Source organism: Pseudomonas sp. MF4836 (genome assembly GCF_002018875.1).
Taxonomy (GTDB): Bacteria; Pseudomonadota; Gammaproteobacteria; order Pseudomonadales; family Pseudomonadaceae; genus Aquipseudomonas.
The window spans coordinates 60,070-86,441 of sequence record NZ_MVOL01000005.1 but is presented as its reverse complement, the minus strand read 5'-3'; the positions used below and the strand labels follow the sequence as shown (position 1 = coordinate 86,441).

Annotated in this window: 27 protein-coding genes; 11 read left to right on the top strand and 16 right to left on the bottom strand. The window is 63.1% G+C overall.

From position 1 onward, the window contains the following. Positions 1–6: 6 nt before the first annotated feature. Positions 7–1,965 (bottom strand): monovalent cation:proton antiporter family protein, encoded by a 1,959-nt coding sequence (locus MF4836_RS12985; protein ID WP_078470643.1) that lies wholly within the window; start codon positions 1,963–1,965, stop codon positions 7–9. A gap of 257 nt (positions 1,966–2,222) precedes the next feature. Between MF4836_RS12985 and MF4836_RS12980 the strand changes: the two genes are divergently transcribed. The 4 genes from MF4836_RS12980 to MF4836_RS12965 all read left to right on the top strand — a co-directional run bounded on the left by MF4836_RS12980 (position 2,223) and on the right by MF4836_RS12965 (position 4,354). Then, a complete protein-coding gene (locus MF4836_RS12980; protein WP_020299719.1) occupies positions 2,223–2,459 on the top strand; it encodes a glutaredoxin family protein in 237 nt (78 codons plus the stop codon). 105 nt (positions 2,460–2,564) lie between these two features. Further along, positions 2,565–3,005, top strand: a complete 441-nt coding sequence (locus MF4836_RS12975; protein ID WP_078470642.1) for a S24 family peptidase — start codon at positions 2,565–2,567, stop codon at positions 3,003–3,005. A gap of 56 nt (positions 3,006–3,061) precedes the next feature. Next, positions 3,062–3,382 (top strand): hypothetical protein, encoded by a 321-nt coding sequence (locus MF4836_RS12970; protein WP_043230518.1) that lies wholly within the window; start codon positions 3,062–3,064, stop codon positions 3,380–3,382. An 81-nt stretch (positions 3,383–3,463) separates the two neighbouring features. Beyond that, positions 3,464–4,354, top strand: a complete 891-nt coding sequence (locus MF4836_RS12965) for a pseudouridine synthase (protein ID WP_078470641.1) — start codon at positions 3,464–3,466, stop codon at positions 4,352–4,354. An 88-nt stretch (positions 4,355–4,442) separates the two neighbouring features. Here the strand turns inward: MF4836_RS12965 and MF4836_RS12960 are convergent, their stop codons facing one another. Next, complete coding sequence (locus tag MF4836_RS12960) at positions 4,443–4,664, bottom strand: YgdI/YgdR family lipoprotein (protein ID WP_043230450.1); 222 nt, start codon at positions 4,662–4,664, stop codon at positions 4,443–4,445. A 75-nt stretch (positions 4,665–4,739) separates the two neighbouring features. After that, positions 4,740–5,342 (bottom strand): molybdenum cofactor guanylyltransferase MobA, encoded by a 603-nt coding sequence (gene mobA / locus MF4836_RS12955; RefSeq protein ID WP_078470640.1) that lies wholly within the window; start codon positions 5,340–5,342, stop codon positions 4,740–4,742. Positions 5,343–5,421: 79 nt separating this feature from the next. Between mobA and moaB the strand changes: the two genes are divergently transcribed. Continuing rightward, the gene (moaB, locus tag MF4836_RS12950; protein WP_020299725.1) at positions 5,422–5,961 is read left to right on the top strand and encodes a molybdenum cofactor biosynthesis protein B; all 540 of its coding nucleotides are present in this window, start codon (positions 5,422–5,424) and stop codon (positions 5,959–5,961) included. After that, positions 5,945–7,171: a molybdopterin molybdotransferase MoeA gene (locus MF4836_RS12945; RefSeq protein ID WP_078470639.1), complete on the top strand. Its 1,227-nt coding sequence runs from the start codon at positions 5,945–5,947 to the stop codon at positions 7,169–7,171. The genes moaB and MF4836_RS12945 overlap by 17 nt, the downstream gene beginning before the upstream one ends. Before the next feature lie 60 nt (positions 7,172–7,231). Here MF4836_RS12945 and MF4836_RS35515 read toward each other — a convergent pair whose 3' ends face one another. After that, positions 7,232–7,495: a hypothetical protein gene (locus MF4836_RS35515; protein WP_078470638.1), complete on the bottom strand. Its 264-nt coding sequence runs from the start codon at positions 7,493–7,495 to the stop codon at positions 7,232–7,234. A gap of 158 nt (positions 7,496–7,653) precedes the next feature. After that, complete coding sequence (locus tag MF4836_RS12935) at positions 7,654–9,111, bottom strand: mannose-1-phosphate guanylyltransferase/mannose-6-phosphate isomerase (protein WP_078470637.1); 1,458 nt, start codon at positions 9,109–9,111, stop codon at positions 7,654–7,656. A gap of 257 nt (positions 9,112–9,368) precedes the next feature. On the opposite strand from MF4836_RS12935, the gene yegS reads away from it, so the two are divergent. Next, on the top strand, positions 9,369–10,274 hold the full coding sequence (gene yegS / locus MF4836_RS12930) for a lipid kinase YegS (protein ID WP_078470636.1): 906 nt from the start codon (positions 9,369–9,371) through the stop codon (positions 10,272–10,274). Here the strand turns inward: yegS and MF4836_RS12925 are convergent. The 3 genes from MF4836_RS12925 to MF4836_RS12915 all read right to left on the bottom strand — a co-directional run bounded on the left by MF4836_RS12925 (position 10,271) and on the right by MF4836_RS12915 (position 12,797). Beyond that, a complete protein-coding gene (locus MF4836_RS12925; protein ID WP_078470635.1) occupies positions 10,271–10,930 on the bottom strand; it encodes a response regulator in 660 nt (219 codons plus the stop codon). The genes yegS and MF4836_RS12925 overlap by 4 nt on opposite strands. After that, entirely contained in the window at positions 10,927–11,820 is an 894-nt protein-coding gene (locus MF4836_RS12920; protein WP_078470634.1) for a sensor histidine kinase, read from the bottom strand. Before MF4836_RS12920 ends, MF4836_RS12925 begins: the two co-directional genes overlap by 4 nt. A gap of 506 nt (positions 11,821–12,326) precedes the next feature. Continuing rightward, complete coding sequence (locus tag MF4836_RS12915; protein ID WP_078470633.1) at positions 12,327–12,797, bottom strand: hypothetical protein; 471 nt, start codon at positions 12,795–12,797, stop codon at positions 12,327–12,329. Positions 12,798–13,342: 545 nt separating this feature from the next. Between MF4836_RS12915 and MF4836_RS12910 the strand changes: the two genes are divergently transcribed. Both MF4836_RS12910 and MF4836_RS12905 read left to right on the top strand, forming a co-directional pair. Then, positions 13,343–14,278: a chemotaxis protein CheV gene (locus tag MF4836_RS12910; protein WP_020299733.1), complete on the top strand. Its 936-nt coding sequence runs from the start codon at positions 13,343–13,345 to the stop codon at positions 14,276–14,278. A gap of 101 nt (positions 14,279–14,379) precedes the next feature. Beyond that, positions 14,380–15,183 (top strand): MOSC domain-containing protein, encoded by an 804-nt coding sequence (locus MF4836_RS12905; protein ID WP_078470632.1) that lies wholly within the window; start codon positions 14,380–14,382, stop codon positions 15,181–15,183. A 74-nt stretch (positions 15,184–15,257) separates the two neighbouring features. Here MF4836_RS12905 and ppnP read toward each other — a convergent pair whose 3' ends face one another. The 8 genes from ppnP to MF4836_RS12865 form a co-directional block, all read right to left on the bottom strand. Next, positions 15,258–15,542 carry a pyrimidine/purine nucleoside phosphorylase gene (ppnP, locus tag MF4836_RS12900; protein ID WP_020299735.1) on the bottom strand — a complete coding sequence of 95 codons (285 nt, stop codon included), beginning with the start codon at positions 15,540–15,542 and terminating at the stop codon, positions 15,258–15,260. A gap of 82 nt (positions 15,543–15,624) precedes the next feature. Further along, on the bottom strand, positions 15,625–16,167 hold the full coding sequence (locus MF4836_RS12895; protein WP_078470631.1) for an exonuclease domain-containing protein: 543 nt from the start codon (positions 16,165–16,167) through the stop codon (positions 15,625–15,627). Between the two features lie 70 nt (positions 16,168–16,237). Further along, positions 16,238–18,199 (bottom strand): acetyl/propionyl/methylcrotonyl-CoA carboxylase subunit alpha, encoded by a 1,962-nt coding sequence (locus MF4836_RS12890; RefSeq protein WP_078470630.1) that lies wholly within the window; start codon positions 18,197–18,199, stop codon positions 16,238–16,240. Positions 18,200–18,267: 68 nt separating this feature from the next. Next, on the bottom strand, positions 18,268–19,065 hold the full coding sequence (locus MF4836_RS12885) for an enoyl-CoA hydratase/isomerase family protein (protein WP_078470629.1): 798 nt from the start codon (positions 19,063–19,065) through the stop codon (positions 18,268–18,270). Continuing rightward, positions 19,062–20,219, bottom strand: a complete 1,158-nt coding sequence (gene atuD, locus MF4836_RS12880; RefSeq protein WP_078470628.1) for a citronellyl-CoA dehydrogenase — start codon at positions 20,217–20,219, stop codon at positions 19,062–19,064. The genes MF4836_RS12885 and atuD overlap by 4 nt, the downstream gene beginning before the upstream one ends. Before the next feature lie 119 nt (positions 20,220–20,338). After that, positions 20,339–21,955, bottom strand: coding sequence for a geranyl-CoA carboxylase subunit beta (gene atuC / locus MF4836_RS12875; RefSeq protein WP_078470627.1), 1,617 nt, complete (start codon positions 21,953–21,955; stop codon positions 20,339–20,341). A gap of 3 nt (positions 21,956–21,958) precedes the next feature. Then, positions 21,959–22,831 carry an SDR family oxidoreductase gene (locus tag MF4836_RS12870; protein ID WP_078470626.1) on the bottom strand — a complete coding sequence of 291 codons (873 nt, stop codon included), beginning with the start codon at positions 22,829–22,831 and terminating at the stop codon, positions 21,959–21,961. A 15-nt stretch (positions 22,832–22,846) separates the two neighbouring features. Beyond that, a complete protein-coding gene (locus MF4836_RS12865; protein WP_078470625.1) occupies positions 22,847–24,637 on the bottom strand; it encodes an acyclic terpene utilization AtuA family protein in 1,791 nt (596 codons plus the stop codon). Between the two features lie 186 nt (positions 24,638–24,823). Between MF4836_RS12865 and MF4836_RS12860 the strand changes: the two genes are divergently transcribed. Both MF4836_RS12860 and MF4836_RS12855 read left to right on the top strand, forming a co-directional pair. Further along, positions 24,824–25,447, top strand: a complete 624-nt coding sequence (locus MF4836_RS12860) for a TetR/AcrR family transcriptional regulator (RefSeq protein ID WP_020299743.1) — start codon at positions 24,824–24,826, stop codon at positions 25,445–25,447. Between the two features lie 97 nt (positions 25,448–25,544). Next, on the top strand, positions 25,545–26,339 hold the full coding sequence (locus MF4836_RS12855; protein WP_078470624.1) for a substrate-binding periplasmic protein: 795 nt from the start codon (positions 25,545–25,547) through the stop codon (positions 26,337–26,339). Positions 26,340–26,372 lie beyond the last annotated feature (33 nt).

Sequence of the window (26,372 nt, the reverse complement as noted above, 5' to 3'; positions counted from 1 at the left end):
CGCGGGCTAAAGGCCGCTGAGCAGGCGTGCTTCGCAGGCTTCGATCGCTCCCAGGGGGCCGCACAGCACCAAGGTATCGCCGGGCTGCAAGCGGGTCGCGGTGTCGGCCGAGAGTTCCTTGCTGTCGCGCTGGATGCACTGCACCTGGGCCCCCAGTTGTTCCAGGCCCAGGGCGCTCAAGGGCAGGTAGCAGGCGTGAGCGTCGGGCCCCAGGTTGACCGCATGCTTGAGCACCCGGGGCTGGCCATTGTTGTCCATGAGGTTGCTTTGCGCCCCGTGGTAGAAACCGTGAAGCAACTGGTAGCGATCGCGGCGAACATCGTCGACCTTGGCCTGCACCTGCTGTTCGGGCACGCCGAGCATGATCAGGGCATGGGAGGCGAGCATCAGGCTCGACTCCAGCAGTTCGGGCACCACTTCGCTGGCGCCGGCGGCCTTGAGTTCGGCCAGTTGGCTGTCATCTCGGGTGCGCACCAGGATCGGCACCTGGCGATTCAGGCGTCGGGCTTCCTTGAGCACCAGCAGGGCGATATCGGTTTTATCCACCGCAATCACCACCAGCCGGGCGCGCTCCAGGCCGACGGCGGTGAGCAGGTCGCCGCGTCGTGAGTCGCCGTAATGCACGCAGCTTTCACCCGCCGCCGCTTCCCGGACCCGCACCGGGTCGTCATCCAGAGCAATGAAGTGCTGCTGCTCGCGGCGCAGAAAGCGCCCGATCGACTGGCCCACGCGGCCATAACCGCAAATCACCACGTGTCCTTGCAGCTCGGCGGTGAGGGCGCTGATTTCTTCGAGCCGGGCTTCCTGGTTCGGCTTGCGGTGCAAGCGTGCGGCAATCGCCGGCGCCGCCCGCAACAGCAGGGGCGTGAGCAACATCGAGCAGAACGTCGCGGCCAGCAGCAGGCCGCTGATCTCGGCGGGCATCAACTGGCCTTGTTGCATCTGCGCCATCAGGGCAAAGCAGAACTCGCCGCCCTGGGCCAGGGCCAGGCCGCTGCGCCAGGCGGTTTCGCCATCGCTGCCCCGCAGCTTGAGCAGGATCGCCACCACTGTCCCTTTGATCAGCAGCAACGCCAGGGTCAGGCCGAGAATCAGCAGCCCGTGGCTGGCGAACAATTGCAGGTCAATCAACATGCCGATACTGACGAAAAACAGGCCCAGCAGGATGTCGCGAAACGGCCGGATGTCGGCCTCGATCTGGTGCCGGTAATGGCTTTCACCCAGCAACATCCCGGCGAGAAACGCGCCCAGGGCCGGGGACAGGCCAAGCAGGTGGGTCAGCCAGGCGGTCAGCAGCACGATCACCAGCGCCAGCAGCACAAACAGCTCGGCGGAATGGGAAGCAGCAACCTCGTGAAACAGCCGGGGCAGCAACCAGCGGCTGGCCAGCAGCAGGCCGACAAACAGCACCACGGTCTTGCCCAGGGTGCTCGGCAAGGCCCAGTACCAGGCCTGCTCGCTGTGGCCGGCGAACACCGGGACCAGGGTCAGCAGCAACACCGCAACCACGTCCTGAAACAGCAGCACGCCGATGGCGTTCTGGCCGTGGCTGCTGAAGATTTCCCCCAGGCTGGTCAGTTCCTTGCTGACAATTGCCGTCGATGACAGGGCCAGGCCGGTACCGAGCATCAGTGCCGCGCCCAGGGGCATGCCGAAGATCGCCAGCAGGCTGCCCAGCAATACGCCGCAGCACAGCACCTGCAAGCTCCCCAGGCCGAACACCACGTGGCGCAGGGCGAGCATTTTCGAGAGGGAGAATTCCAGCCCCAGGGAAAACAGCAGAAACACCACCCCCAATTCGGCCAGGTCCGGCAGGTCTTCGCTGTCATTCACCCAGTCGAATGCCGTAGGCCCCACCAGCAGGCCGACGCACAGGTAGCCCAGTACCGGCGGCAGGCGCAGGCGCCGGAACAGGGCTATCACCACCAGCGACGAGGCGAGAATGATCAACAGATTGGCAAACACAGGTATCTCCGGACAGGGGGGCGCACGTGGGGGTACAGCCTAGAGGCAAAAAAGCCGCGAGGGTCGCGCAATCGCACTGGGCGTGAGCTGATATAGGTCATGTTTTGCCCGGAATGTCCGAATGCGTGGTCCGGCAGCCGGATTCGAGGGGCCGGCGAGGCGTGGGTTTCGGCTGTAATGCGCCCCGGGCCTGGGTCGACGAGCATTGTCGACAGGCCTAGAATAACGCCCTGTTCCTTTTTTTTGGTCTGTGCGTCATGCCTCCTGAATGCCAGTTGTTCGGCACCCTTGGTTGCCACCTGTGTGAGCTTGCCGAAGCAGAATTGATGCCGCTGGTCGAGCATGGATTGCTGGTCGAACTGGTGGACATCGCCGACAGCGAGGCCTTGTTCGAGGCTTATGGCTTGCGCATTCCGGTACTGCGCCGGGTAGACACCGGTGCCGAACTGGACTGGCCCTTCGAAGCCGAACAGGTCGTGGCCTTCCTGCGCTGAGGGCAACGCGCCCTGGCCCCCGCCTGTCGCACGCCTGCTAATCCGTTGGCAACAACCCGATAATTCGTTTACTGTATGTGCGTACAGTATTTGGGGTGCCCTGCCATGTCCTTGACCATTCTTGCCCGTGCCGAGCGCTTGCAGCACTTGCTGCCCGAGCCCGGAGAGTCGCGAGCTGATTCCAGCGTTGTCGCGGATGAACAGGCGCTGCTGAACGGGTTTTCCCTGGACCGTACCGTAGGCCTGGGCGCCCCGCAGATCCGCGCAGTACTGGTCGATGACGACAGCTTGCTCGGGTTTGGCATTTACCCCGGTGACCGCTTGATTGTCGATCGCTCGGCGACCCCGGTCGCGGAGCACTATGTCGTGGTCCATCTCGATGGGGAAAGTCGCTTCAGCCTGCGCCTGCTGGCGCCCGATCCCAGGGGCGGCCTGCTGCTCAAGGCTGCGCGCCCGTCGATACCGTCGGTAGCGGTGAATGATCAGGAGTCGCTGCAGATCTGGGGTGTGGTGCTGTGGGTGGTCAGCTATGTGGGCCGTGGATGATCTTGCCATGCAGAGGGTGCAGGCAGGGGACGAATGAAGAAGGGAAGGGATAGATGATGGTCAATGTCGAACAACTGAAAAGCAGTGTGAACCGCATGTCGGCCGATGTGGTGCATGAGGCGGTGCTCGAACTGCGCCTGGATGGCCTGGTCACCGAAGGCAAGACACCGTTCAACAAGTTGCATTTCAATACCTGCTTCGCCGAAATCGAAGCCTTGTTTCAGCGGGCCGGTTACCACCGCCAGTTGGATGTGGTGGGCTATCAGGGCCTGCTTTATGCGCTCTACGATCCAGGGCGTTGGGAGGCGGTGGATGTGCTGCGCTGGCTCAAGGAGTTCACCGATGCAGCGGCGCAAGCCAAGGTCGGGCACGCTTGATTCGCTTGCGCAAACTCTCCTAGGCGCCTCGCAGCCCTTGCCGGATAATGCGCCTTTGCATTAACGGCTCGAGCTTTTCGTATGTCTTCCACACCTTTCAATGCCGCGCAGCACCAGGCCAGCACCTTGTACCTGCCTCCAGGTTCCTGGTCGACAGTGCTCGATTGCCTCTGTGATCACTTCAGCACCATCAGCCGCGAGCAGTGGCTCGACCGCATTGCTCGCGGACGGGTGCTTGACGGGCAGGGGCAGCCTGTCGGCATTGACCTGGTGTACCGCGAAGGCTTGCGAATTCATTATTTTCGCGAAGTGCCGGACGAAAAGGTGATACCGGTGCAGGAGTCGATTCTGTTTGCCGACGAGCATCTGATCGTGGCCGATAAACCGCATTTTCTGCCGGTCACGCCGGCAGGCGAGTATGTCGAGCAGACGCTGCTGCGACGATTGATTCGGCGTCTGGACAACCCCCACCTGGTGCCCTTGCACCGTATCGATCGGCATACCGCAGGGCTGGTGCTGTTCTCCGCCAATCCCCATAGCCGTTCGGCCTATCAATCGTTGTTTCCCACGCGGCAGATTGAAAAACGCTACGAGGCCATTGCCCGGGCGTTGCCGCAACATGACTTTCCACTGGTGCACAAGAGTCGGCTGGTAGAGGGCGAGCCGTTCTTCCGCATGCAGGAAGGCGCCGGCGTCAGTAATACCGAAACGGCGGTGGAAGTGCGTGAAAAAAACGGTGAGCTCTGGCGCTACGGTCTGTACCCGGTGACGGGCAAGAAGCACCAGCTGCGGGTGCACATGAGTGCCTTGGGGGCGGGGATCTGCAATGACCCGTTCTATCCACAGGTGCTCAAGGACGCGCAGGACGACTATGCCCGGCCGCTCAAGTTACTGGCCCAGGGCCTGCGTTTTCTCGACCCGTTGACGGGGCAGGAGCGCGAGTTCGAAAGTCGCATCCGCCTGGACTGGTAAAGGGGCATGGGGCTGGATTTCAGTGCCCTGCATAGAATAAAGCCCGCGCAAGGCGGGCTTTATGTCAGTCGGGCGCAAGCTGGTGGGCTTACAGCTCTTTGACAGTACGAACCTGATCTTTGTTGATGCGGGTTTGCTTGCCGTCCAGTTGTTCGAATTCGTAGAAGCCCGAATCCTTGTCGAACTTAGGTGAGTCGACGGCCTGGATTTCGCGACCGTCATTCAAGGTGATCACTGTAGGCGAGGCGCAACCGGCAAGAGTGGCGATACCCAGTGCGAGCATGAGCGTGGCGAGAGTCCGTTGAGTCATTGCATGTCTCCGAAATTGAATACTTTGAGTACTGATGTTCAGACGTATACAGCGTCAGCAAGTTCCTTACTAGCGTCATTCTGCCACTCTGTTGTGCTGGTGTAACAGCTCAGGCGTGTTCAGGTTAGCCAGCCGTGCATCATTTTCCGGGCATTGCAGTGCCACGCACTCCAGGTCCCGCATGACTTTGCCGGGGCTGCGCTGACCTTCCAGCCAGGCCCGCTCCACGTCCGGTAGCAGTGATGTCGGGATGACACACAACAGGGGCTCCCAGTGCTTGCCCTGGCGCAGCATCAGCGGTTTTCCTGGGTGGGCACTGGCGGTTTGCAGCATCTGCAACAGCAGTTCGGTATCGACCTGCGGCACATCGCAGGGCAGCACCAGCAACCGCTCATGGCGCGCAGCCTTGAGCCCGGCGCGAATCCCCGCCAGCGGCCCGGGAAAGTCCTGGCTGTCGTCGTGCACCAACTGATCGGCATAGCTGGCGTACAGCTCCAGGTTGCGGTTGCAGGAGATGATCAGGTCGTCGCTCAAGCCACGGGTCAGGCGTTGCAAGTGAGCGATCAGCGGCTCCCCGCGCCATTCGATCAAGCCTTTGTCCTGGCCACCCATGCGTTGCCCTCGTCCGCCAGCCAGGAGCAGGATCGAACAGGGCGGTGTGGGCAGGCGCAAGGTCATGGCAGGTCTCCGTAGCGGCAGTCAAAGAGAGCGCTGTGATATAACACCGGGCTGTTTCTCCTACAACTGGATCGAGCCTATGAAAGCCAAGGCTGATGTGCCTTTCGCAGCGCTGAACATTGCCGTGCTGACGGTCAGTGATACCCGCACCCTGGAGACCGATACCTCCGGTCAAGTCTTCGTTGATCGCCTGAGCGCAGCGGGGCATAACCTCGCCGCACGGGTTCTGCTTAAAGACGACCTCTACAAGATTCGCGCGCAGGTGGCGACCTGGATTGCCGATGACGTGGTGCAGGTGGTGCTGATCACCGGCGGTACGGGCTTTACCGGTCGCGACAGCACGCCGGAAGCGGTCAGTTGCCTGCTGGACAAGCAGGTCGATGGTTTCGGGGAGCTGTTCCGGCAGATCTCGGTGGCCGATATCGGCACTTCCACTGTGCAGTCCCGGGCCCTGGCCGGGCTGGCCAACGGTACGCTGGTCTGCTGCCTGCCGGGATCGACCAATGCCGTGCGCACCGGCTGGGACGGGATCCTCGCCGAGCAGTTGGACTCGCGCCACCGGCCGTGCAACTTCGTTCCCCATTTGAAGCAGGCCGCACCCTGTGAATCCCGTGGGTAAGCCCGGCAAGACCGGCGCCTTGCTGCCGGTGGAAGAAGCCCTGGCACAGTTGCTGGCGATGGCTGAAGCGGCGCCGATTCTTGAGCGTGAACGCTTGCCCCTGGCCCAGACCCAGGGGCGAGTGTTGGCCGATGACCTGGTTTCCACCCTGGACCTGCCGCCATGGCCCAACAGTGCGATGGACGGCTATGCCTTGCGTCTTGCGGATTGGCACGGCGAGCCGCTGCCGGTCAGCCAGCGGATCTTCGCCGGGCAAGCGCCCGAGCCGCTGAAGGCGGGCACCTGTGCGCGCATTTTCACTGGTGCGCCGGTGCCGGTAGGGGCCGATTGTGTAGAAATGCAGGAAAACGCCCAGGTCCAGGCGGATGAGCGAGTGCTGTTCAGCGAGCCGATGAGCCCCTGGCAGAACATTCGCCCCCAGGGCCAGGAAACCACCGTAGGCGAGACAGTGCTGGTGGCCGGCACACGCCTGGGGCCTATCGAGCAAGGGCTGGCCGCGTCCCTGGGTTGCGCCGAGCTTGAGGTGGTGCGCCCTGTGCGCGTGGCGGTGCTGTCTACCGGTGACGAGTTGGTTGAGCCGGGCCAGGCCTTGGGACCGGGGCAGATCTATAACAGTAATCGGGTCCTGCTCTGCAGTTGGCTGCAACGCCTGGGGTGTGAGGTGGTAGACGCCGGGATTCTTCCCGATGACCTGCCGACCACGCGCCAGCGCCTCGCCGAGCTGTCCGATGTCGACCTGATTTTATCCACCGGCGGAGTCTCGGTGGGCGAAGCGGATTTCCTCGGCATCGCCTTGCGCGAGGCAGGTGAACTGGCGTTGTGGAAGCTGGCGATAAAGCCTGGCAAACCACTGACTTTCGGACATTTTCGCGGGGTGCCGGTCATTGGTTTGCCGGGTAACCCGGCGTCGACCCTGGTGACCTTTGCCTTGCTGGCCCGGCCTTATCTGTTGCGTCGGCAGGGTGTACGCGACGTACTGCCATTGCAGTTTCAGGTACCTGCGGGGTTTGTCTGGGCCAAGCCCGGTAACCGGCGTGAGTACCTGCGTGGGCGGATGGAGCAAGGTCGGGCGGTGATTTACCGCAACCAGAGCTCCGGTGTGTTGCGCAGCGCTGCCTGGGCCGAAGGGCTGGTCGAGGTGCTCGAGGGCCGCACACTGGTCGAGGGGGATTGGGTCAACTTCATTCCCTTGAGTGAAGTGCTCGGTTGAAGTGGCAGCAGACATGCCCGACCGGATCATGGTCGGGCGTGTGTCGGCAAGGCCTGGCGGCTAGCGCAGCAGGAGCAATAGCAGCAAGCCGAAGCGGCTGTTGATGCCCCAGCTCAGCAGCCCCGTCAGCAGGGCCACGGCCAGGCCGGCCCAGGCGAGCCTTTTCAGCAGGCGCAGGCATTTTCCCTCGCCGGCCTTGAGTTCGACGGTCGATTGCACGACCCCGCCAGCCACCTGCACAGGCTTGGGTGCCAACCACAGGTTATGGCCGGGTCGGCGATTGAGGCCGGAGTTCGAACCCTCGAAAAGTTGCTTGTCGTTCATGATATTCACGTCCCTGTAACAGGCGCCGTTCGCCTGACCTGAACCTTCTTCGATTGCCGGGATGGGGTCAATTCAGGCAATTCCCAATCTGTTGTAAGAAAAGTAAAGAGAGTCCGTACGAAAGCTGGAGCCTCGCCCAGAGAATTCGGCTGACCGGATCAGGCCGGCCCTTTTTCTCCTGGGGTGCGTCCATAGGCATCGGTGAAACGCACGATGTCATCCTCCCCCAGGTACTCGCCGCTTTGCACTTCGATCATCACCAGTTCGTCAGCCCCCGGGTTGACCAGGCGGTGCGGGCGGCCCGGTTTGATAAAGGTCGATTCGTTGGTTTTCAGCACGAACGCCTGGTCGCCATTGGTGACCTGGGCCGTGCCGCTGACCACTATCCAGTGCTCGCTACGGTGATGGTGCAGTTGCAGCGAAAGTGAGGCGCGGGGCTGCACCACGATGCGCTTGATCTTGAACCCCGGGCCTTCTTCCAGAACCGTGTAGGTGCCCCAGGGGCGGCTGACGGTACGGTGCAGGCGATAGGCATCATGGCCTTGGCGCTTCAGGGCCTGGGCGATGACCCCGACGTCCTGGCTGCGTGCCCCATCGGCGATCAGCAGGGCATCCGGGGTGTCGATAATGATCAGGTTGTCCAGGCCAATCGCACCTACCAGGCGGCGCGGGGCGTCGATGTAGCAGTTGCTGACGTCCAGCAACACGCTTTCCCCCTGGCATTGGTTACCGTGGGCGTCGACCGGGCGCAGTTCGCGCACCGCCTGCCATGAGCCGATATCGCTCCAGCCCAGTTGGCAGGGCACCACCGCCACCTTGTGCGAGCGCTCCATGAGGGCGTAGTCGATGGAAATATCCGGTACGCAGGCGAAGCTGTCCGCGTCGAGTTCCAGGTGCAGTTCGCCAGGGCCCTGGCGGCTGTGGCTTCGCGCCAGGCACTCTTGCACGCTGGTCAGCACCTCGGGCGCATGCTCGCGCAATTGCTCCAGCAGGGTGTCGACGCGCATGCAGAACATGCCGCCATTCCACAGGTGGCGACCGCTGTCGACATAGGCCTGGGCGGTCATTGCGTCGGGTTTTTCGACAAATCGCGCGACCTGAAAGCTCGCATCGTCCAATGCCGCGCCTTTTTCGATGTAACCGAAGCCGGTTTCCGCGCGCTGAGGAACCAGGCCGAAGGTCACCAGCCAGCCCTGTTCGGCAAGTGTCCGAGCGTGGCCTACCGCGGTGGCGAAGGCGTCCAGGTCGGTGATCAGGTGATCGGCCGGCAGCACCAGCAACTGGGCGTCCTCGCCGTAGTGGCGGCGCACGTGCAGGGCGGCGGCGGCGATTGCTGGCGCGGTGTTGCGGCCGAAAGGCTCGAGGATGAAGTCCAGCTCCAGCTTGCGGCGGTTCAGGGGGCGGTAGTCATCAAGGGTGTTAAACAGCACTTCCCGCCGGGTTACCGTCAGCAGCCGGCCGACGTCATCCAACCCGCTCGCGCGAGCGAAGGTTTTTTGCAGCAGGCTTTCGCCATCGGGCAGACGCATGAAGGGTTTGGGCAGGGCCTCCCGAGAAACAGGCCACAACCGGGTCCCGGCGCCGCCAGCGATGATGCAGGGAATGAGAGTGCTCACTCAGAAGGCCTCAGGTGTCAGGTGCGCGGCCAGGGCTGCGCCGAGTAAAAGCGAAATGGTTTGTGACGGCATGCGCGCACGAAACCTGGGCTGTCGACCTACGCTGGGTAATGGCGAACCGCCCTGGTACGAGTGAGTGCGCTGTTTTTCCGCAGGAATCGACGAAGGTGATGAATTAAATGGCCAACCACGGGTTTTTTTCCTCGTCCGGTGGTCAACATCCAGCAGCAATCTTCGACTGACAGGAGTGACGACGGATGAGCGAGCGCAAAGCGCTGTTGATTTTACACGGTAAGCAAGCCCTCAACGAACAAGTACGCAACGCCGTCGAACGCAAGCGTGAGCAGGGCTGGGAGCTGGCCGTACGTCTGACCTGGGAGGCGGGCGATGCCCAGCGCCTGGTGAGTGAAGCCCTGGCCGCAGGTTATCCACAGCTGATTGCCGGCGGCGGCGATGGCACCTTGCGCGATATCGCCGAGGCCATGGCCGGGCATGCCGGCGAGGCCAGCCTGGTTCTGTTGCCTTTGGGCACGGCCAATGATTTCGCGCGCGCGGCCGGTGTTCCTCTGGAGCCGGAAGCCGCGCTGGACCTGCTTGATGTCGCGCCCCAGGCGATCGATCTGGGGGAAGTCGGCGGCCAGGTGTTCCTGAACATGGCCACCGGCGGGTTTGGCAGCCAGGTGACCGCCAATACGTCCGAAGATTTGAAGAAAGTCCTGGGCGGTGCGGCCTATCTGTTTACCGGTCTCTCCCGTTTCAGCGAGCTGCATGCGGCCTACGGCGAGTTGCAGGGGCCGGATTTCCACTGGCGCGGCGAGTTGCTGGCGCTGGGGATCGGCAACGGTCGTCAGGCGGGTGGGGGGCATGTGCTGTGCCCGAATGCGCTGGCCGACGACGGGCTGCTGGATATCAGCATCCTGCCGGCGCCGCAGGAGTTGGTCGGGACCTTGAAGGACCTGTTGGCCGGGGGCTTTGGCCTGGACAACATGTTTGTCCGGGCGCGCTTGCCGTGGGTCGAGATCAAGGTCAGCGAAGGCCTGGACATCAACCTCGACGGCGAGCCGCTGAAGGGCGACAGCCTGCGCTTCTGCGCCCGGCCTGGGGCGCTACGCGTGCATTTGCCGGTGGGCTCACCCTTGCTCGGCCAGCGCCCGGCGCACTAGTCGTCGAGGCTGATGATCTGTTCGCGCACGGCAAACAGCACCAGGCCTGCGACGTCGTAGATCTGCAGGCGCTTCATGATCTGCGAGCGGTGGGTTTCCACGGTCTTGATGCTCAGACCCAGGCCCTGGGCGATTTCCCGGGTCGACTTGCCGCGCACGATCAGGCGCAGGATTTCCAGCTGGCGCGCGGTCAGGTTGTGGGTGTCGGCCTGTTCCGGCTGCTGCTTCTGGACTCGGGTGAGGGCCTGGTTGATTACTGTGTGGGCGATGGCCGGGCTCAGGTAGCGCTCGTTGTTGCGCAGGGCTTCGAGGGCGTGCTCGAGTTCGGTGGCGGTGGTGTCCTTGAGCAGGTAGCCATGGGCGCCGGATTCCAGCGCCTGCATGATCAGGGCCGGGTCGGTGTGCATCGACAGGATCAGCACCTTGCTCAGCGGACGTACCGCCTTGAGCCGCTGCAAGGCTTCGAGGCCACCGGTGTCTTTCATTGAAATATCCAGCAGCACGATATCCGGCAGGAGCTGTTCAACCAGCTCCAGCAGTTGGCCGCCGTCGCTGGCCTCGCCGACCACTGCGTAGCCGGGAATGTCCATGACCAGGGCTCGCACGCCGGCCCGGATAAGCGAGTGGTCATCCACCAGAAGTAAATTACAGGTCAATGTAAAACCTTATTCTTGCTGGCCCGTTCGAGTGCCCGGGGAGCCCAGGGGAAAAGTGCTTCAATCTGTGTTCCCTGCTCGGACTGGCTGGTGATTTTCAAGGTGCCGCCCAGTTGTGCGATGCGCTCGGACATGCCGGCCATGCCCCGTTGCCCCTGGGCACCCGGGTTGGCCGCCGGGGCAAAACCCCGGCCATCGTCGCTGATCAGCAATGACAACCCCTGCGGCAGGCGCTGCAGGCGCACCAGCAGGTTTTGCGCCTGGGCATGACGCAGGATATTGGTGACGGCTTCCTGGGTAACCCGAAAGGCTGCCACGGCCATTTCCTCGGGGATCCCGGTCAAGTGCTGCTGGCATTCCAGGCTCCAGTGCATCGGGGTGTTTTCCAGGGTCTTGAGCAGGTGCGCGCGCAGGCTGGCTTCCAGCCCCAGGCTGTTGAGTTGTCGGGGGTTGAGAATAGCCGAGACGTCGCGCACCTTGGCCAGGGTCTCATCCAGCGTGGCGCCCAGGGCCGCGCAGTGACTGTGCAGGTCTTCGGGCAGGCGCCGCTTGAGCCATTCGTTTTGCAGCTTGGCTGCGGTCAGCAGTTGCCCGATATCGTCATGCAGTTCGCGGCTGAGGCGATGGCGTTCGTTTTCCTGGACTTCCAACAGGCGGTCGGCCAACTCCTGGGGCTGGAACTCGATCGACTTGCGGGTATAGCCGTACTGGATCCAGGTACAAGCCAGCGCCGCCATATTCAACACCAGCAGGGCCGTCGGCAGGGTACTGGCCAGGCAGTAAATAACCAGGTTGGCGACGGCTGCGCATGAGCACAGCAACAGGCTCAGCCACAGCAGGTTTTTATGAGGACGCGACCAGGTGATAAAGGACTTGAGGCTGGCGTGCATAGCATATGAAGCCAATAAATGTTCAGTACGGGGAGCCCGGTCACAACGTGTGACGGGACCCGGTTTGAAAAGCGGTGCTGTTTGAAAGGGCAAGGTTAAAAATCAGCACGCTCCATAAGTCGCGAGCCAGCCTTTTGCAGGTTCTGAATGAAGGCAATTTGCCATTATTTAATGCATCTAATGGATCGCATAATACCACTTCGAATACCGTTGGTCGCGTTTCCAAATAGACGACTTATATGTCTGGGAAGTCAGGTTTATTGGGTTTGGGACGGGTGTTCCATTTGTGTCTTATGCTTGTAATCAGTAAAGATCTATTTGATTTTATTAGGGTTTTATTGGGTGTTAGAGCGCCAAACTTGCAGTCCCGATAATGGGCCTTAGTTGGCGGTGCTAATACTTGAGTATGTCGCTGAGGGATATGAAGTATTCAATGGCGACATCACGCTCAAAACGCTCAGCGGTCTGTTCGGGCAGGTCCGAAGTCGAAATGACTGGCAGCGTTTTCAGTTGTTTCGCTTGGAGATAGAGAGCGTTTGGTAGGGCGTGCCTGAGGAAATTCGCCGGGGAGGGTGCTGATCAAGCTGCGTGGCAAGGGCATCGAGCAGCAGGCTTTGTTCGCTGTCATCCATGTTCAGTTGGCCGCTGGTGGGGTCGACCAGTTCCAGTTGCCAGGCCATCAGTGTCAGGCAGTCCTTGAGTGCGAGCAGGACCTGTTGCCCCAAGTCCATCGAGTTTCGGGATGGGTCCAGTACCTCATGGACGCACCGGGCAAAATCACTGAGAGGCTCTACATCTCTGGCGTGGGTGATGTTCGCAAGCTTGAGCAGGGAGTCGCGCAGGCACTGGATGGCTTCTTCATCGTTGCTGATCAGGTGCAGGTGATTCAGGCAATCTTCGGACTTGGCCAGCAGCTTCTCGGCTTCGGCGAGGAATTCCGACAACGGCTGATACCCCTCATAGCCTTCCTTCAGCATGCGGATCTCCACGACGGGGTGCCAGGTAATGGAAGGGTTGGGCCGGCCAGGGATTTGAGGATGCCTATGAGGCCGAACGTGCTGCGCGCCGGTGCGACTGATGGGGCGACGAGGGTAGGCAGGGAGTGGCCTAATCTGCAAAGGCAGGCACCGTCAGCGCCGCTGACAAGCAAGAGCTCGCGCGCTGGAATATCAAGGACGGTGGGGCTTGAGAGGGTTCCAAGCTGTGTTCCTGCGGTCGCACACAAAAGCCTGACTCCATTCATGCAATGAGAATGGCGTCACATTAATGGCTATTGGATACTGCGAATATCAGGTTGGTCCTGATTGTTCCTAGGGGATTCCCCTAGACGCAGGAACTTTGCCGGCGCTTTGTAGTCGGCGCCAGTAATGTCGTGTTCGTGTGAGATGACGACCGCAGTAAACCATGATGTTAATGTGACATCAATGGTTTTACGTGGCATTTTGTAAGGGGGTCAAGGTCCGGCTTTATCAGCCGATAACTCCCTTTAGTGAATTCATCAGAACACGCCCAGGAGTCATTAATGGCCGGCATTCTCGACACGGTAGATCAACGTACGCAGCTGGTGGGTGAGAATCGCCTGGAAATCCTCATGTTCCGCCTGGCCGGGCGGCAGCTGTTCGCGATCAACGTTTTCAAGGTGCAGGAAGTTCTGCAACTGCCCAAGCTGACCCTGATGCCCCAGCGCCATCCGTTTGTATGCGGTGTGGTCAACCTGCGGGGCCAGACCTTGCCGGTCATCGACCTGTCCCAGGCCATTGGCATGCGCCCGCTGATCCCGGGGCCAAACAGCACCATCATCGTGACTGAATACAATCGCTCGGTGCAGGCCTTCCTGGTCGGCGGCGTCGATCGCATCGTCAACATGAACTGGGAAGCCATCCTGCCGCCACCGACCAGTGCTGGCCGCCAGCATTACCTGACCGCCATCAGCAAAGTCGACGATCAACTGGTGGAAATCATCGACGTCGAGAAAGTCCTGGCGGAGATCGTGCCCTACAACGCCAAGGTTTCCCGCGACAAGCTCGACGATCCGGTGCTGGAGCGCGCCCGTGGTCGCGAAGTGCTGCTGGTGGATGACTCCAACGTAGCGCTGTCGCAACTGCGCGATACCCTGGGCCAGCTCGGGGTCAAGATGCACATCGCCAGTGACGGCCTCAAGGCCCTGAATATGCTCAAGGCCTGGGCCGATACCGGCGTGGTCATGACCGACAAGTTGCTGATGATCTTCACCGATGCGGAAATGCCGGAGATGGACGGTTATCGCCTGACCACCGAGATCCGCAACGACCCGCGCCTGCGTGGCCTGTATGTAGTGCTGCACACGTCACTGTCCGGGAGCTTCAACGACTCGATGGTGAAGAAGGTCGGCTGCGACAACTTCCTCTCCAAGTTCCAGCCGGACAAATTGGTCGACGTGGTGCGCCAGCGCCTGATGCTCGACGAAGTTCCGGCCTGACCTGGCGGCTGCGGGCAGGCGCAAGGCCTGCCCGTGTCGGGTTTTCTTGCATCATCCGGTGGCTCGTATAAGGTGGCGTTTTTGCCCCTCAGGAAGCAGCCATGCGTCTCAGCGCGCTTTATCGATACCCCCTCAAGTCCGGCCAGGGCGAGTCCCTGCAACAGATCACCCTGGACAAACTGGGCCTGGATGGGGATCGACGCTGGATGCTGGTGGATGAAGCCAGCGGCCGGTTCCTGACGCAGCGCGCGGTGGCGCAGATGAGCCAACTCTCGGCGCTGTATAACGAACGCGGCGGCCTGACCCTGAGTGCCCCCGGGCATAGCGCGATTGATGTCGCCTTGCCCGGCGCCGATGCCGAGCTGCGGGGGGTGACCATCTGGCGCGATACCCTGCGCGTGCCGGATGCCGGCGCGGCTGCTGCGGCCTGGGTCAGCGACTTTGTCGGCAAGCCGACGCGCCTGGTGCAGGTGCCGCTGGAGCGGGCCCGTGCCACCGAGGCCGGTTACGGCAAGGACGACGATCAGGTGGCCTTTGCCGATGGTTTTCCGTTGCTGCTGATTGGCCAGGCGTCCCTTGAAGATTTGTCGCTGCGTGTGGGACGCCCCCTGGAGATGCTGCGTTTTCGACCCAACCTGGTGATCGAGGGCAGCAGCGCCTATGCCGAGGACGGCTGGAAGCGGGTGCGAATCGGCGATATCGAGTTTCGGCTGGTCAAGCCATGCGCGCGCTGCATCCTCACCACCATCGACCCGCAGACCGGCGAGCGCAGCGCCGACCGCGAGCCCCTGGCCACCCTGCAGCAGTATCGGGCCCAGGAAGAGGGTGCAATGTTCGGGCAAAACCTGGTGAACGACAGCAACGGTCGGCTTGAAGTCGGGATGCCGGTCACAGTGCTCGAATAACCCCTGGTCCTGAAATGCAAAATGCCCGTATCGCAGGATACGGGCATTTTTTTGTGCAGTGTCCGGTGTTCGGATCAGCCGCGGTACTCGCACAGGTAGGCGGTATCGACCGCGACCTTGAGCTGGAACTTGCTGTTGGCCGGAACATTGAACTGGCTGCCGGCGGCGAAGGTTTCCCAGCCGTTGCTGTCAGGCAGCTTGACGGTCAGGGCACCGGAGACCACGTGCATGATTTCCCGTTGCGCGGTGCCGAACTCATATTCGCCCGGAGCCATGACGCCGATGGTGGCCGGACCTTCGGCCGTGCCGAAGGCAATCGACTTGACGGTGCCGTCGAAGTACTCGTTGACTTTAAACATGGGCGATTCCTCTAGAAAAAGGGTCAAAAAGGTCGGCCAGTATGCACAAGGGCATTAGGGGCGTCACCTGTTGCCCGCAGGCTCAGGCCGGAAGAATCAGTGGCAGCAGGCGCGCGGTATTGCGCGCGTCCTCCAGGGCCCGGTGTTGCTGGCCGCTGAACTGCATTCCCGCCAGTTGCAGCGCGCTGTTGAGGCCCATGGGCCGTTCCAGGCGCCGGGCCTTGGCGAAGCGCTGCTTTAGGTTCATGTGGGGCACCTGGCTCAGGTGGCTTTGCAAGTGCAGTTGCTGCCATTCCTGCAGCAGTTGCTGACGATCGTAATCGCCCCAGCTGGCCCAGCCGTGCAAGCGCTCGTGGTGCGGGCTGAGCCAGCGCTCGAACTGCGGCCAGACCTCGCTCAAGGGCGTCGCCGCGTCGATATGGGCCTGGGTGATATGGGTCAGTTCACGGCAGAAGGGCGTGAGCATCGGCCGCCGCGAGGGCCGGACGAAGCGTTGAAAGTGATCCAGTTCGCGGCCTTCCCGGTTCACCAGGGTGGCGCCGATTTCGATGATTTCCATCTCGCTCACCGGCCAGCCGCCTTCATCGGTGGTGGCTTCCAGATCTATTACCAGCCAGTGGGGCATCGCAAATTCCAGCCTTGAACATCCAGATGAGGCATGAGCGTAGCCAAAGCCGGCGTATCCGCCTAGCGGCTTATTCCACCTCCAGCAGAATCTGGCGGTTTTTCACCTGGTCGCCCAGGCTCACCTGAACCCGTTTGATCACCCCGTCGATGCCGGCCTTGAGCGGGTGTTCCATCTTCATCGCTTCCAGCACCAGCAGCAGTTGGCCCTTGCTCACCGGCATGCCCTCGCTGACCAGCACATCGACAATCGCCCCGTCCATGGGCGCCTTGAGGGTGCCCGTCTCGGCGCTGGCCTGGCCGGCCACCGGCGCGTGGGTCAGGTCCTGCACGTGCAGGCTGCCGGGGCCGGTGCCCAGCCAGAGGTGTTTGCCCTGCAAGTGGTAGGCATGGCGCCGCTGCACGCCGTTGACCTCGACCCGGGCCCAGCGCCCGTCCTGTTCCAGCAGTTTGAGCTGAAGGGTCTGCTCTACCAGGTGCACCTGCACCGTGCCCGCCGGCAACGGGCTGACCGCGATCGACCAGCTTTGCAGCTCATGTCCCAGGCGGTAGTGCAGGGCCGGGTTAGGGGTGTTGCGCCAGCCCGCCAGGCCTGTGGGATGGGCGCCGCTGGCCTGTTGGTAAAACAGCGCGGCGGCGATGGCCAGGTGTTCGGGGCTGGGGGTCAGAGCTTGCAGGCTCGGGTCATCGGCGCAGTGCTCGGCAATAAAGGCGGTGCTGAACTGGCCGCTGACAAATCCCGGATGGACCAACAGATTGGCCAGCAGCCGCTGGTTGCTGGCCAGCCCCAGCAGCACCGAATCCTGCACGGCCCGCAGCAGCTTGCGCCGGGCTTCTTCACGGGTGGCGCCATGGGCGATGAGCTTGCCCAGCAGCGGATCGTAGAAGGGGCTGACCGATTGGCCCTCAAGCAGGCCATGGTCGATGCGCACCCCTGGGCCCGAGGCGGGCTCCCAGCGCTGTACCCGGCCGGTCTGGGGCAGAAACTGCTGCGCCGGATCCTCGGCATACAACCGTACTTCGATGGCATGGCCCGTGAGCTGCACCTGCTCCTGGCGCAAGGGCAGGTGCAGGCCGGCGGCGACCTGCAACTGCCAGGCCACCAAATCGAGGCCGGTGATCAACTCGGTGACCGGGTGCTCGACCTGCAAGCGGGTGTTCATCTCCAGAAAATAGAACTGCCCGCGCGCATCCAACAGGAACTCGACGGTGCCGGCACCGACGTAATTGACCGCACGCCCGGCCTGCAAGGCGGCCTCGCCCATGGTCTGGCGCAGTTCGGCAGTCATCACCGGGCACGGCGCTTCCTCGATGACTTTCTGATGCCGGCGCTGGATCGAACAATCGCGCTCGCCGAGGTAGATCAGGTTGCCGTGCTGGTCGCCGAACACCTGGATCTCGACGTGCCGCGGTTCGATCAACGCCTGTTCCAGAATCAACTCATCGCTGCCAAAGGCATGCAGTGCCTCCGAGCGGGCGGTGCGCAGTTGCTCCTGCAACTGTCCGGGCTGTTGCACCAGCCGCATGCCGCGCCCGCCGCCACCGGCGCTGGCCTTGATCATCAGCGGGTAGCCGATGCGTTCGGCCTCGGCCTGCAAGCGGGCATCGTCCTGCTCGGCGCCCTGGTAGCCGGCAATGCACGGCACACCCGCCGCCAGCATCGCCAGTTTGGACAGGCGCTTGCTGCCCATCAGTTCGATGGCTGCGGCGCTGGGGCCGATAAACGTCAGGCCGGCCGCCTCGCAGGCGCTGGCGAACGCGGCGTTTTCCGAAAGAAAGCCGTAGCCGGGGTGAATCGCATCGGCGCCGCTGCGGCGGGCAGCGTCCAGGATCGCGGCACTGTTGAGGTAGGACTGTTGCACCGGCGCCGCGCCGATATTTACCGCTTCATCGGCCATACGCACATGCAGGGCGTCGGCATCGGCATCGCTGAACACCGCCACGGTGCGATAGCCCAGGGCCTGAGCCGTGCGCTGGATACGGCAGGCGATTTCACCACGGTTGGCGACAAGGATTTTGCTGAAGGCACGCATGGGGGGCTCCCTGAGGTGGTAGTTCTGGCGAAGCCGGCTTCAGCATCAGTGGCTGGCCGGCCACTGGCTCAACGGGCCCAGGCCGGTTTGCGTTTTTGTACAAAAGCCAGGGTGCCTTCGACCCCTTCGGCGCTGACCAGCGCCCGGCTGAACTGCTCGGCGGCGCGATCCAGCAGCGAGGGCAGGGCTTCTTCGGCACTGGCCAGAAGCAGGGCCTTGGTTGCGGCATTGGCCTCTGGGGCGCAGCACAGGACGTGGGCCAGCACCTCGTCCAGGCGTTCCGCCAGGGCCTGGGGGTCATGCTCGACAAAGTGCACCAGCCCCAGGCGTTCGGCTTCGTTGCCGTCGAAACGCGCAGCGGTCAGGGCCAGGCGGCGGGCCTGGGTCAGGCCGATACGTCGGACCACAAAGGGGGCGATCTGCGCCGGCAGCAGGCCGAGGCTGGTTTCGGGCATGCCGAACTGCGCCTGGTGGTCGGCAATCGCGATGTCGCTGACACAGGCCAGGCCGAAACCGCCACCGAGGACCGCACCTTGCAGGACCACGATCAGGACCTGGGGCACCTGCTGCGCCTCTTCGAGCAAGGTGCCAAAGGCGCGATTCAGGTCGCGGTAGGCGCTCGGGCCCTGGGCGCGGGCGGCGGCCATGTCCTTGAGGTCGCCACCGGCGCAGAAGTGCCCGCCGGCGCCGCCCAGTACCAGGGCGCGCACGCTGCGATCGTCCCCCACGGCAGCCAGGACCGCGCGCAGTTCGGCGACCATCTGCAGGCTCATGGCATTGCGGCTGTCCGGGCGATTGAGGGTGATGTGCAGCACGCCGTTGTGGGGTTCGAGCAGCAGGGTTTGGCATTCGGGCAGGCGGCTCATTTCTTTTTCCCCGGGAGGATGCCCATCAGTTTGCAGATGATGCCCAGCATGATTTCGTCGGCGCCGCCGCCAATCGACACCAGGCGCACATCGCGATAGGCCCGGGCCACGGGGTTATCCCACATGAAACCCATGCCGCCCCAATATTGCAGGCAACTGTCGCTGACTTCGCGTCCCAGGCGCCCGGCCTTGAGCTTGGCCATGGACGCCAGGCGGGTCACGTCCTGGCCCCGCACGTACTGCTCGGTGGCTTGGTAGACCAGGGCCCGCAGGCATTCGATCTCGGTTTGCAGTTCGGCCAGGCGGAAGTGGATCACCTGGTTGTCGATCAGCGCGTTGCCGAAGGTCTTGCGCTCCTTGCAGTACTCGATGGTGCTGTCGACGCAGTACTCCAGGCCCTTGAGCATATTGGCCGCGCCGAACAGCCGCTCCTCCTGGAATTGCAGCATCTGCATCATGAAACCCGCGCCCTCGTGGCCGATGCGGTAGCGCTGAGGCACCCGCACATTGTCGAAAAACACCTGGGCGGTTTCCGAGCTGCGCATGCCGAGCTTGTCCAGGTGCGAGCTGAGGCTGATGCCCGGGGTGTTCATCGGCACCATGATCAGCGACTTGTTGATATGGGGCTTGTCGTCCGAGGTGTTGGCCAGCAGGCAGATAAAGTCGGCGCAGGGCGAGTTGGTGATCCACATCTTGCTGCCGTTGATCACGTAGTCGTCGCCATCCTTGCGGGCCGTGGTCTTCAGGCCCGCCACGTCGGAGCCGGCGCCGACTTCGGAGACGCCGATGCAGCCCACCTGTTCGCCGCTGATGGCGGGGCGCAGGAATTGTTCACGTAACTCATCGGAGCCGAACCGCGCCAGGGCCGGGGTGCACATATCGGTCTGGACCCCGATGGACATCGGGATGCCGCCGCAATGGATGGTGCCGAATTCTTCGGCGGCGACGATCGAGTAGCTGTAGTCCAGGCCCATGCCGCCGAATTTCTCCGGCTTGGAAATGCCCAGCAACCCCAGCTCGCCGGCCTGGCGAAACAGCTCGTGGATCGGAAAGCGCCCGGCTTTCTCCCATTCCTCGACATGGGGGTTGATCTCGCGCTCGACAAAACTGCGCACGGTGCGCCGCAGCGCTTCATGTTCCTGGGTGAAGATCATTTTTATTGTTCTCCTGAGGTTGAGTCACACCGCGTCAATCCTGATTGCCCGAACTCCCGACCTGTAGCCGCTGGCGAAGGCTCGGGCCGCGTTCGGCAGCGGCTACAGGGTATTTCGTTTCAAAACCGTGCTACGCCGAAGCTGTTGGGTTGCAACTGGCGAACCTCGGCCTCGTGGCAGATATCCAGCAGGTAACCCAGCAGCGTACGGGTGTCTCGGGGGTCGATCAGCCCGTCGTCCCATAGGTTGGCGCTGCCATACAAGGCGCTGGACTGGCTGTCGAGCTTTTGCGCGGTGGCCTGTTCCAGCATGTCGAGCATCTTCGGGTCGGCGACCTGGCCTTGCTTGGCGTGCTTGGCCTCGGTGACGATGCGCAGCACCTTGCCGGCCTGGGCGCCGCCCATCACCGCCGTGCGGCTGTTGGGCCAGGCGAAGATAAAGCGCGGGTCCAGCCCGCGCCCGCACATGGCGTAGTTGCCGGCGCCGTAGGAACCGCCGACGACGATGGTCAGCTTGGCAACCCGGGCATTGGCCACCGCCTGGATCATCTTCGCCCCATGCTTGATCACCCCTTGCTGTTCCGACTCGGTGCCCACCATGAACCCGGTGGTGTTGTGGAAAAACAGCAGCGGAGTGCGGCTTTGATCGCACAGCTGGATAAACTGCGCGGCCTTGCTCGCACCTTTGGGCGTGATCGGCCCGTTGTTGCCGATAAAGCCGCAGGCCCGGCCCTGAATCTGCAAATGGCCGCAAATGGTCTGCTGGTCGAACTCGGCCTTGAACTCCAGGAAGTTCGAGGCATCGGCCAGGCGCGCGATGATTTCCCGCACGTCGTAGGGTTTTTTCGGGTCGTCGGGGATCAACCCCAGCAACTCGTCGATCGGGTACAGCGGTTCGGCGTAGGGGCGCGGGGCAGCCACTGGCAACTGGTCGTTCCACGGCAGCAGGCCGACGATTTCGCGGGCGATGCGCAGGCCATCGGCGTCGTTCTCTGCCAGGTACTCGGCGGTCCCGGCGACCTGAGCGTGCATTTGCGCACCGCCCAGTTCTTCATCGGTGGCCACTTCACCGGTGGCGGCCTTGAGCAGCGGTGGCCCGGCCAGAAACAGCTTGGCCTTGCCGCGCACCACCACCACGTAATCCGACAGCCCCGGTTGATAGGCGCCGCCGGCAGTGGCTGAACCATGGACCACGGTGATCTGCGGCAGGCCCATGGCCGACAGGCGCGCCTGATTGGCGAAACTGCGTGCGCCTTCGACGAAAATCTCCGCCGCGTAGTTGAGGTTGGCCCCACCGCTCTCGGCGAGGGTCACCACCGGCAATTTGTTTTCCAGGGCGATCTGCTGCAGACGCAGGGATTTTTTCAGGCCGCTGGGGGAGATGGTGCCGCCCTTGATCGCACTGTTGTTGGCCACCACCAGCATGCGCACCCCGCACACGTAGCCGATCCCGGCGATCAGGCCGCCACCGGCCTGGCTGCCGTCCTTGTCGTCATGCAGCTTGTAGCCGGCCAGGCTCGCCAGCTCCAGGAACGGCGCTCCCGGGTCCAGCAGCAAATTGAGGCGTTCACGGGGCAGCAATTGTCCTCGCTGGGCGAACTTCTCCTTGGCTTGGGCGGCCTTGTCCAGCAGGTTCTGCTCCAACTGGCGGATCTGCGCGATGGCGGCCAGCATCGCCTCGCGGTTCTGCGCAAATGACGGGCTGTGCGGGTCGAGCTGGGAGTGGATCACCGGCATGGCTTACTCCTCGTCCTTGAGTACGTCCGGCAGGTAGGCGCGGTGGAAACCGTTGTACGCCGGAGCACCGCGTTGCGCCTTGTGCAGCGGCCAGGCGCGGCTGCCAAGGCTGGCGGCGCCGTCGATGCGCAAGGTGCTGCCGCTGATAAAGGCCGCCGCCGGGCTCAGCAGAAACACAATCGCCGCGCTGACTTCCGACTCGCTGCCGATGCGTTTGAGGGGCACGTGTTCGCGCAAGGTCGGGATCACCGCCTTGAAGGCGCCGTCATAGGTGTCCATGCCGCTGGAGGCGATCCAGCCCGGCGCCACGGCGTTGACCCGCACCCCGGCGTAACCCCATTCGAAGGCGGCGGTCTTGGTCAGGTTGTCCATCCCGGAGCGCGCCGCGCCGGAATGGCCCATGCCCGGCATGCCGCCCCACATGTCGGCGAGCATGTTGACGATGCTCCCGCCGTGCTTGCTCATGGACTGGTTGAAGACTTCCCGGGCCATCAGGAAACCGCCTACCAGGTTGGTGCGCATCACGGTTTCAAAACCTTTCTGATTGATCGACGCCAGCGGCGAGGGGTACTGCCCGCCGGCGTTATTGACCAGGCCATGAATCGGCCCGTGGGCGGCGATCAGCTCGGCTACCAGCGCCTTCACTGCCTCTTCATCGCGAACATCGCAGGCTTGCCAACTGGCCTTGCCACCGTCCTCGGCGATCTCCCCGGCCACCGCTTGCAGCTTCTCGGCCTTGCGCCCCACCAGCAGCACATGGGCGCCCAGCGCCGCCAGTTCATGGGCGGTGCAGCGGCCGATACCGCTGCCGCCGCCGGTGACCAGCACGGTCTGGCCGCTGAACAGCCCAGGTTTGAATATCGAGTCGTAAGCCACGGCGGCTCCTTTGCGTCAATTGACGGCGTCAGCGATGCCCTGGGGCACCGGGATCTGGATTTCCAGCAACTGCTGGGCGAAGGCCTTGCCTTGCGGGTCGATCCGCAGGCTGGCCACGCCACCGCCGCCGAGGGCGTTTTCCAGCAGGAAGTTGAGGCTGTGGCTGCCCGGCAAGTACCAGCGTTCGACCCGGCCATGCAGCGGATCGAGCACGTGGCTCATCCAGTCCACCAGCACTTCCGGGGTCAGGGCTTCGGCAATCCACGGCAGGTACTCGGCGCTGCGAGCCATGACCCCGATATTGCTGTGGTTGCCTTTGTCGCCGGAACGCGCCACTGCCAGTTTGATCAAGGCCACGCTGGCGTCGGCGCGCCCTTCGGGCCTGGGCACCGGGTGCGGGGCGGGCAGGGCCGCCGGGTCGAGGGCGTCGACGGCGGGCAGGGCGCAGGGATGCTGCTGGCCGGCGAAGTCGATGCTTAACGGGCAGGCCTGTTTATCGATCAGGAAGGAGAACAGGCGGATCAGCGGATACACCGTCGGCCGGCCGCCGACGATCCCGGTCAGGCCCGGCGCCATGCCGGTGGCGGCCTGGGCGATCTCCCGGGAAAACAGGACCAGGGCCTGCTTGCTCGGATGGCGCACCGCCAGTTTGATCACCACTTCACGGCTGTCCTGGCGCTGGCCATGGGGACCATAGGTGGCTTCGCTGCCCAGCAGTTCGATGTTCACTTCGCTGTAGGGCGCCCAGCCGCGCTGGCTGAACATCTCGCTGGTCTTGTCGATGATCGCCTGGCTGACCCTGCGCGCCTTGGCGACGGCGTCGATGCCGGCCATCAGGCAACTGGCGGTGCAGCGAAACCCGTCGAGGTAGGTGGCGCTGACCTTGTACTGGGCCGTGGGCGGCAGGCCCTTGGCGCCGTGCACGCTGACCGCCTGCTTGCCCTGTTGCCGCAGCCGGACCTGGCTGAAGTCGCAGACCACATCCGGCAGCAGGTAGGCACGCGGGTCGCCGATCTCGTAGAGCAACTGTTCGCCGACGCTCAGAGGACTGATCAGGCCGCCGCTGTGTTCGACCTTGCTCACCACGAACTGGCCGTCGGCCGCGACTTCGACGATAGGAAAACCGATGTGTTCGTAGTCCGGCACCTCGCGCCAGTCGGTGAAGTTGCCGCCGGTGCATTGCGCGCCGCATTCGATGATGTGCCCGGCCAGGGCGGCCTGGGCCAGTTTGTCGTAGTCCTGCCACGACCAGTCGAACTCATGCACCAGCGCCGCACTGACCACCGCGCTGTCGACCACCCGCCCGGTAATCACGATGTCGGCGCCCAGGCGCAGTGCTTCGACAATCCCCGGGGCGCCCAGGTAGGCATTGGTCGAGACGCACGTTGCCGGCAGGGGCGCACCGCTGAACATCTCGTGGAGGCCGGCATCGCGCAGTTGCTTGAATTGAGGTTGCAGGTCGTCGCCCAGCAGCACGGCGATCTTCAGCTCGACCCCGGCTTTGTCGCAGGCGGCTTGCAGAGCAGCGGCGCAGGCCTGGGGGTTGACCCCGCCAGCGTTGCTGATGACCCGGATCCGCTGCTGGGCAATGGTCGCCAGCAGCGGGCTGAGGACGTCGACAAAATCGGTGGCGAAGCCGGCCGTCGGATCCTTCATGCGGGCACCGGCCATGATCGACAGGGTGATTTCGGCCAGGTAGTCGAACACCAGGTAATCCAGGTGTCCGCCCTCCACCAGTTGCGCGGCGGCACTTGAGGTGTCGCCCCAGAAGGCGCTGGCGCAGCCGATGCGTACGGTCTTGGTCATGGCAGGGCTCTCGGGTAAAAGAACTGCGAGGAGACTACCAAGCAAGCGCTTGGTTTGTAAATGCACAAGGTATCTTCGACCCGAGCGCTTGCTTGGTCGCCCCCGGAGGCTTAAATTGCGCGCGCAACCCGCCTGTTTTCAGGGGCGGCAGCGTATTTCTGATTGGCTGAATGTAGGAGAGAACCCGTGGACGAGCAAAAAGCCTTGCAGGCCATACGCGAGCTGGTCGCCAACGGGCAACTGACCGACCCCGACAGCGCCCGGGGCAAGCTGCTGCAAACCGCCGCCCATCTGTTTCGCAATAAAGGCTATGAGCGCACCACGGTGCGTGACCTGGCCAGCGCCGTGGGCATTCAATCGGGCAGCATTTTTCATCACTTCAAAAGCAAGGACGACATCCTGCGCGCGGTGATGGAAGAAACCATCCACTACAACACCGCGTTGATGCGGGTCGAACTGGCCGCGGCCGGCAGCGTGCGCGAGCGGGTGCTGGCGCTGATTCGCTGTGAATTGCAGTCGATCATGGGCGGCAGCGGCGAAGCCATGGCGGTACTGGTGTACGAGTGGCGCTCGCTGTCCGCCGAGGGCCAGGCGCAAGTGCTGGCGCTGCGCGATATCTATGAGCAGATCTGGTTGCAGGTGCTGGGCGAGGCCCGGGAAGCGGGGTATATCAAGGGCGATGTGTTTATCACCCGGCGCTTTCTGACCGGTGCCTTGTCCTGGACCACCACCTGGTTTCGCGCCGATGGCAGCATGACCCTGGAGCAACTGGCCGAGGAAGCGTTGACCCTGGTGCTCAAGGACCGGTAGCCCAAGCCATCATTGTTTGTTGCAAAAGTTGTCGAAGTGCTTGAAACCGCCTAGCTTACTTGCATTCCCCCGGTCTTTTTTGAGGTGTGTTGCCTTGATGTCCTTGTCCATGCGTACGGCCACGCACATCGCGTTATTGGCGTTGGTTGCGCTATGGATGGGGCCGGCAACCGCGGCGCAGTTGGTACGGGTCGCGGCGGCGCATTTTCCGCCGTACACCGTACGCCCCGAACAGGGCGCCGACACCGGGCTCCTGCCGCAATTGGTGGAAGCCTTGAACCAACTGCAAAGCGACTACCAGTTCGTTCTGGTTCCCACGTCCATCCCCCGGCGCTTTCGTGATTTCGAGCAGGGCCGCGTGGACATGGCGATTTTTGAAAACCCCGCCTGGGGTTGGCAGGACATCGCCCACACCAGCGTCGACATGGGCCTGGAGGACGCAGAGATTTTCGTCGCCCAGCGCACGCCGCAGCGGGGCCAGGAATACTTCAACGACCTTTCCGGCAAGCGCCTGGCGCTGTTCAGCGGCTACCACTATGCCTTTGCCCACTTCAACGCCGACCCCAAGTACCTGGCGCAGACCTTCAACGCCACGCTGACGTACTCCCACGACAGCAATTTGCTGATGGTGCTGCGCGGGCGTTCGGACATTGCCCTGGTGACCCGTTCCTACCTCAGCGACTTCCTGCTGCATAACGCCGATGACGCCCCGCAACTGCTGGTCTCCGAGCGCATCGATCAGGTGTATCACCACTACGCGCTGATCCGTTCCAAAGCGCCGATCAGCGGCGAAGCCTTCGGCCAGTTGCTCCAGGACCTGCGCGACAACGGGCAGATGCTGAAGATCTTCGACCCCTACCGCATCGTGGTGAGTCCGGTGGCCCGTCGCTGATTGCGCCAGATGGCCGACGCCTGGCGTTGAAGG

Coding starts and splice junctions, on each gene's coding strand:
- MF4836_RS12980 (WP_020299719.1), top strand. CDS start 2,223: ATGCCTCCTGAATGCCAGTTGTTCGGCACCCTTGGTTGCCACCTGTGT.
- MF4836_RS12975 (WP_078470642.1), top strand. CDS start 2,565: ATGTCCTTGACCATTCTTGCCCGTGCCGAGCGCTTGCAGCACTTGCTG.
- MF4836_RS12970 (WP_043230518.1), top strand. CDS start 3,062: ATGGTCAATGTCGAACAACTGAAAAGCAGTGTGAACCGCATGTCGGCC.
- MF4836_RS12965 (WP_078470641.1), top strand. CDS start 3,464: ATGTCTTCCACACCTTTCAATGCCGCGCAGCACCAGGCCAGCACCTTG.
- MF4836_RS12960 (WP_043230450.1), bottom strand. CDS start 4,664: ATGACTCAACGGACTCTCGCCACGCTCATGCTCGCACTGGGTATCGCC.
- mobA (WP_078470640.1), bottom strand. CDS start 5,342: ATGACCTTGCGCCTGCCCACACCGCCCTGTTCGATCCTGCTCCTGGCT.
- moaB (WP_020299725.1), top strand. CDS start 5,422: ATGAAAGCCAAGGCTGATGTGCCTTTCGCAGCGCTGAACATTGCCGTG.
- MF4836_RS35515 (WP_078470638.1), bottom strand. CDS start 7,495: ATGAACGACAAGCAACTTTTCGAGGGTTCGAACTCCGGCCTCAATCGC.
- yegS (WP_078470636.1), top strand. CDS start 9,369: ATGAGCGAGCGCAAAGCGCTGTTGATTTTACACGGTAAGCAAGCCCTC.
- MF4836_RS12920 (WP_078470634.1), bottom strand. CDS start 11,820: ATGCACGCCAGCCTCAAGTCCTTTATCACCTGGTCGCGTCCTCATAAA.
- MF4836_RS12915 (WP_078470633.1), bottom strand. CDS start 12,797: ATGCTGAAGGAAGGCTATGAGGGGTATCAGCCGTTGTCGGAATTCCTC.
- MF4836_RS12910 (WP_020299733.1), top strand. CDS start 13,343: ATGGCCGGCATTCTCGACACGGTAGATCAACGTACGCAGCTGGTGGGT.
- MF4836_RS12905 (WP_078470632.1), top strand. CDS start 14,380: ATGCGTCTCAGCGCGCTTTATCGATACCCCCTCAAGTCCGGCCAGGGC.
- ppnP (WP_020299735.1), bottom strand. CDS start 15,542: ATGTTTAAAGTCAACGAGTACTTCGACGGCACCGTCAAGTCGATTGCC.
- MF4836_RS12895 (WP_078470631.1), bottom strand. CDS start 16,167: ATGCCCCACTGGCTGGTAATAGATCTGGAAGCCACCACCGATGAAGGC.
- MF4836_RS12890 (WP_078470630.1), bottom strand. CDS start 18,199: ATGCGTGCCTTCAGCAAAATCCTTGTCGCCAACCGTGGTGAAATCGCC.
- MF4836_RS12885 (WP_078470629.1), bottom strand. CDS start 19,065: ATGAGCCGCCTGCCCGAATGCCAAACCCTGCTGCTCGAACCCCACAAC.
- atuD (WP_078470628.1), bottom strand. CDS start 20,219: ATGATCTTCACCCAGGAACATGAAGCGCTGCGGCGCACCGTGCGCAGT.
- atuC (WP_078470627.1), bottom strand. CDS start 21,955: ATGCCGGTGATCCACTCCCAGCTCGACCCGCACAGCCCGTCATTTGCG.
- MF4836_RS12865 (WP_078470625.1), bottom strand. CDS start 24,637: ATGACCAAGACCGTACGCATCGGCTGCGCCAGCGCCTTCTGGGGCGAC.
- MF4836_RS12855 (WP_078470624.1), top strand. CDS start 25,545: ATGTCCTTGTCCATGCGTACGGCCACGCACATCGCGTTATTGGCGTTG.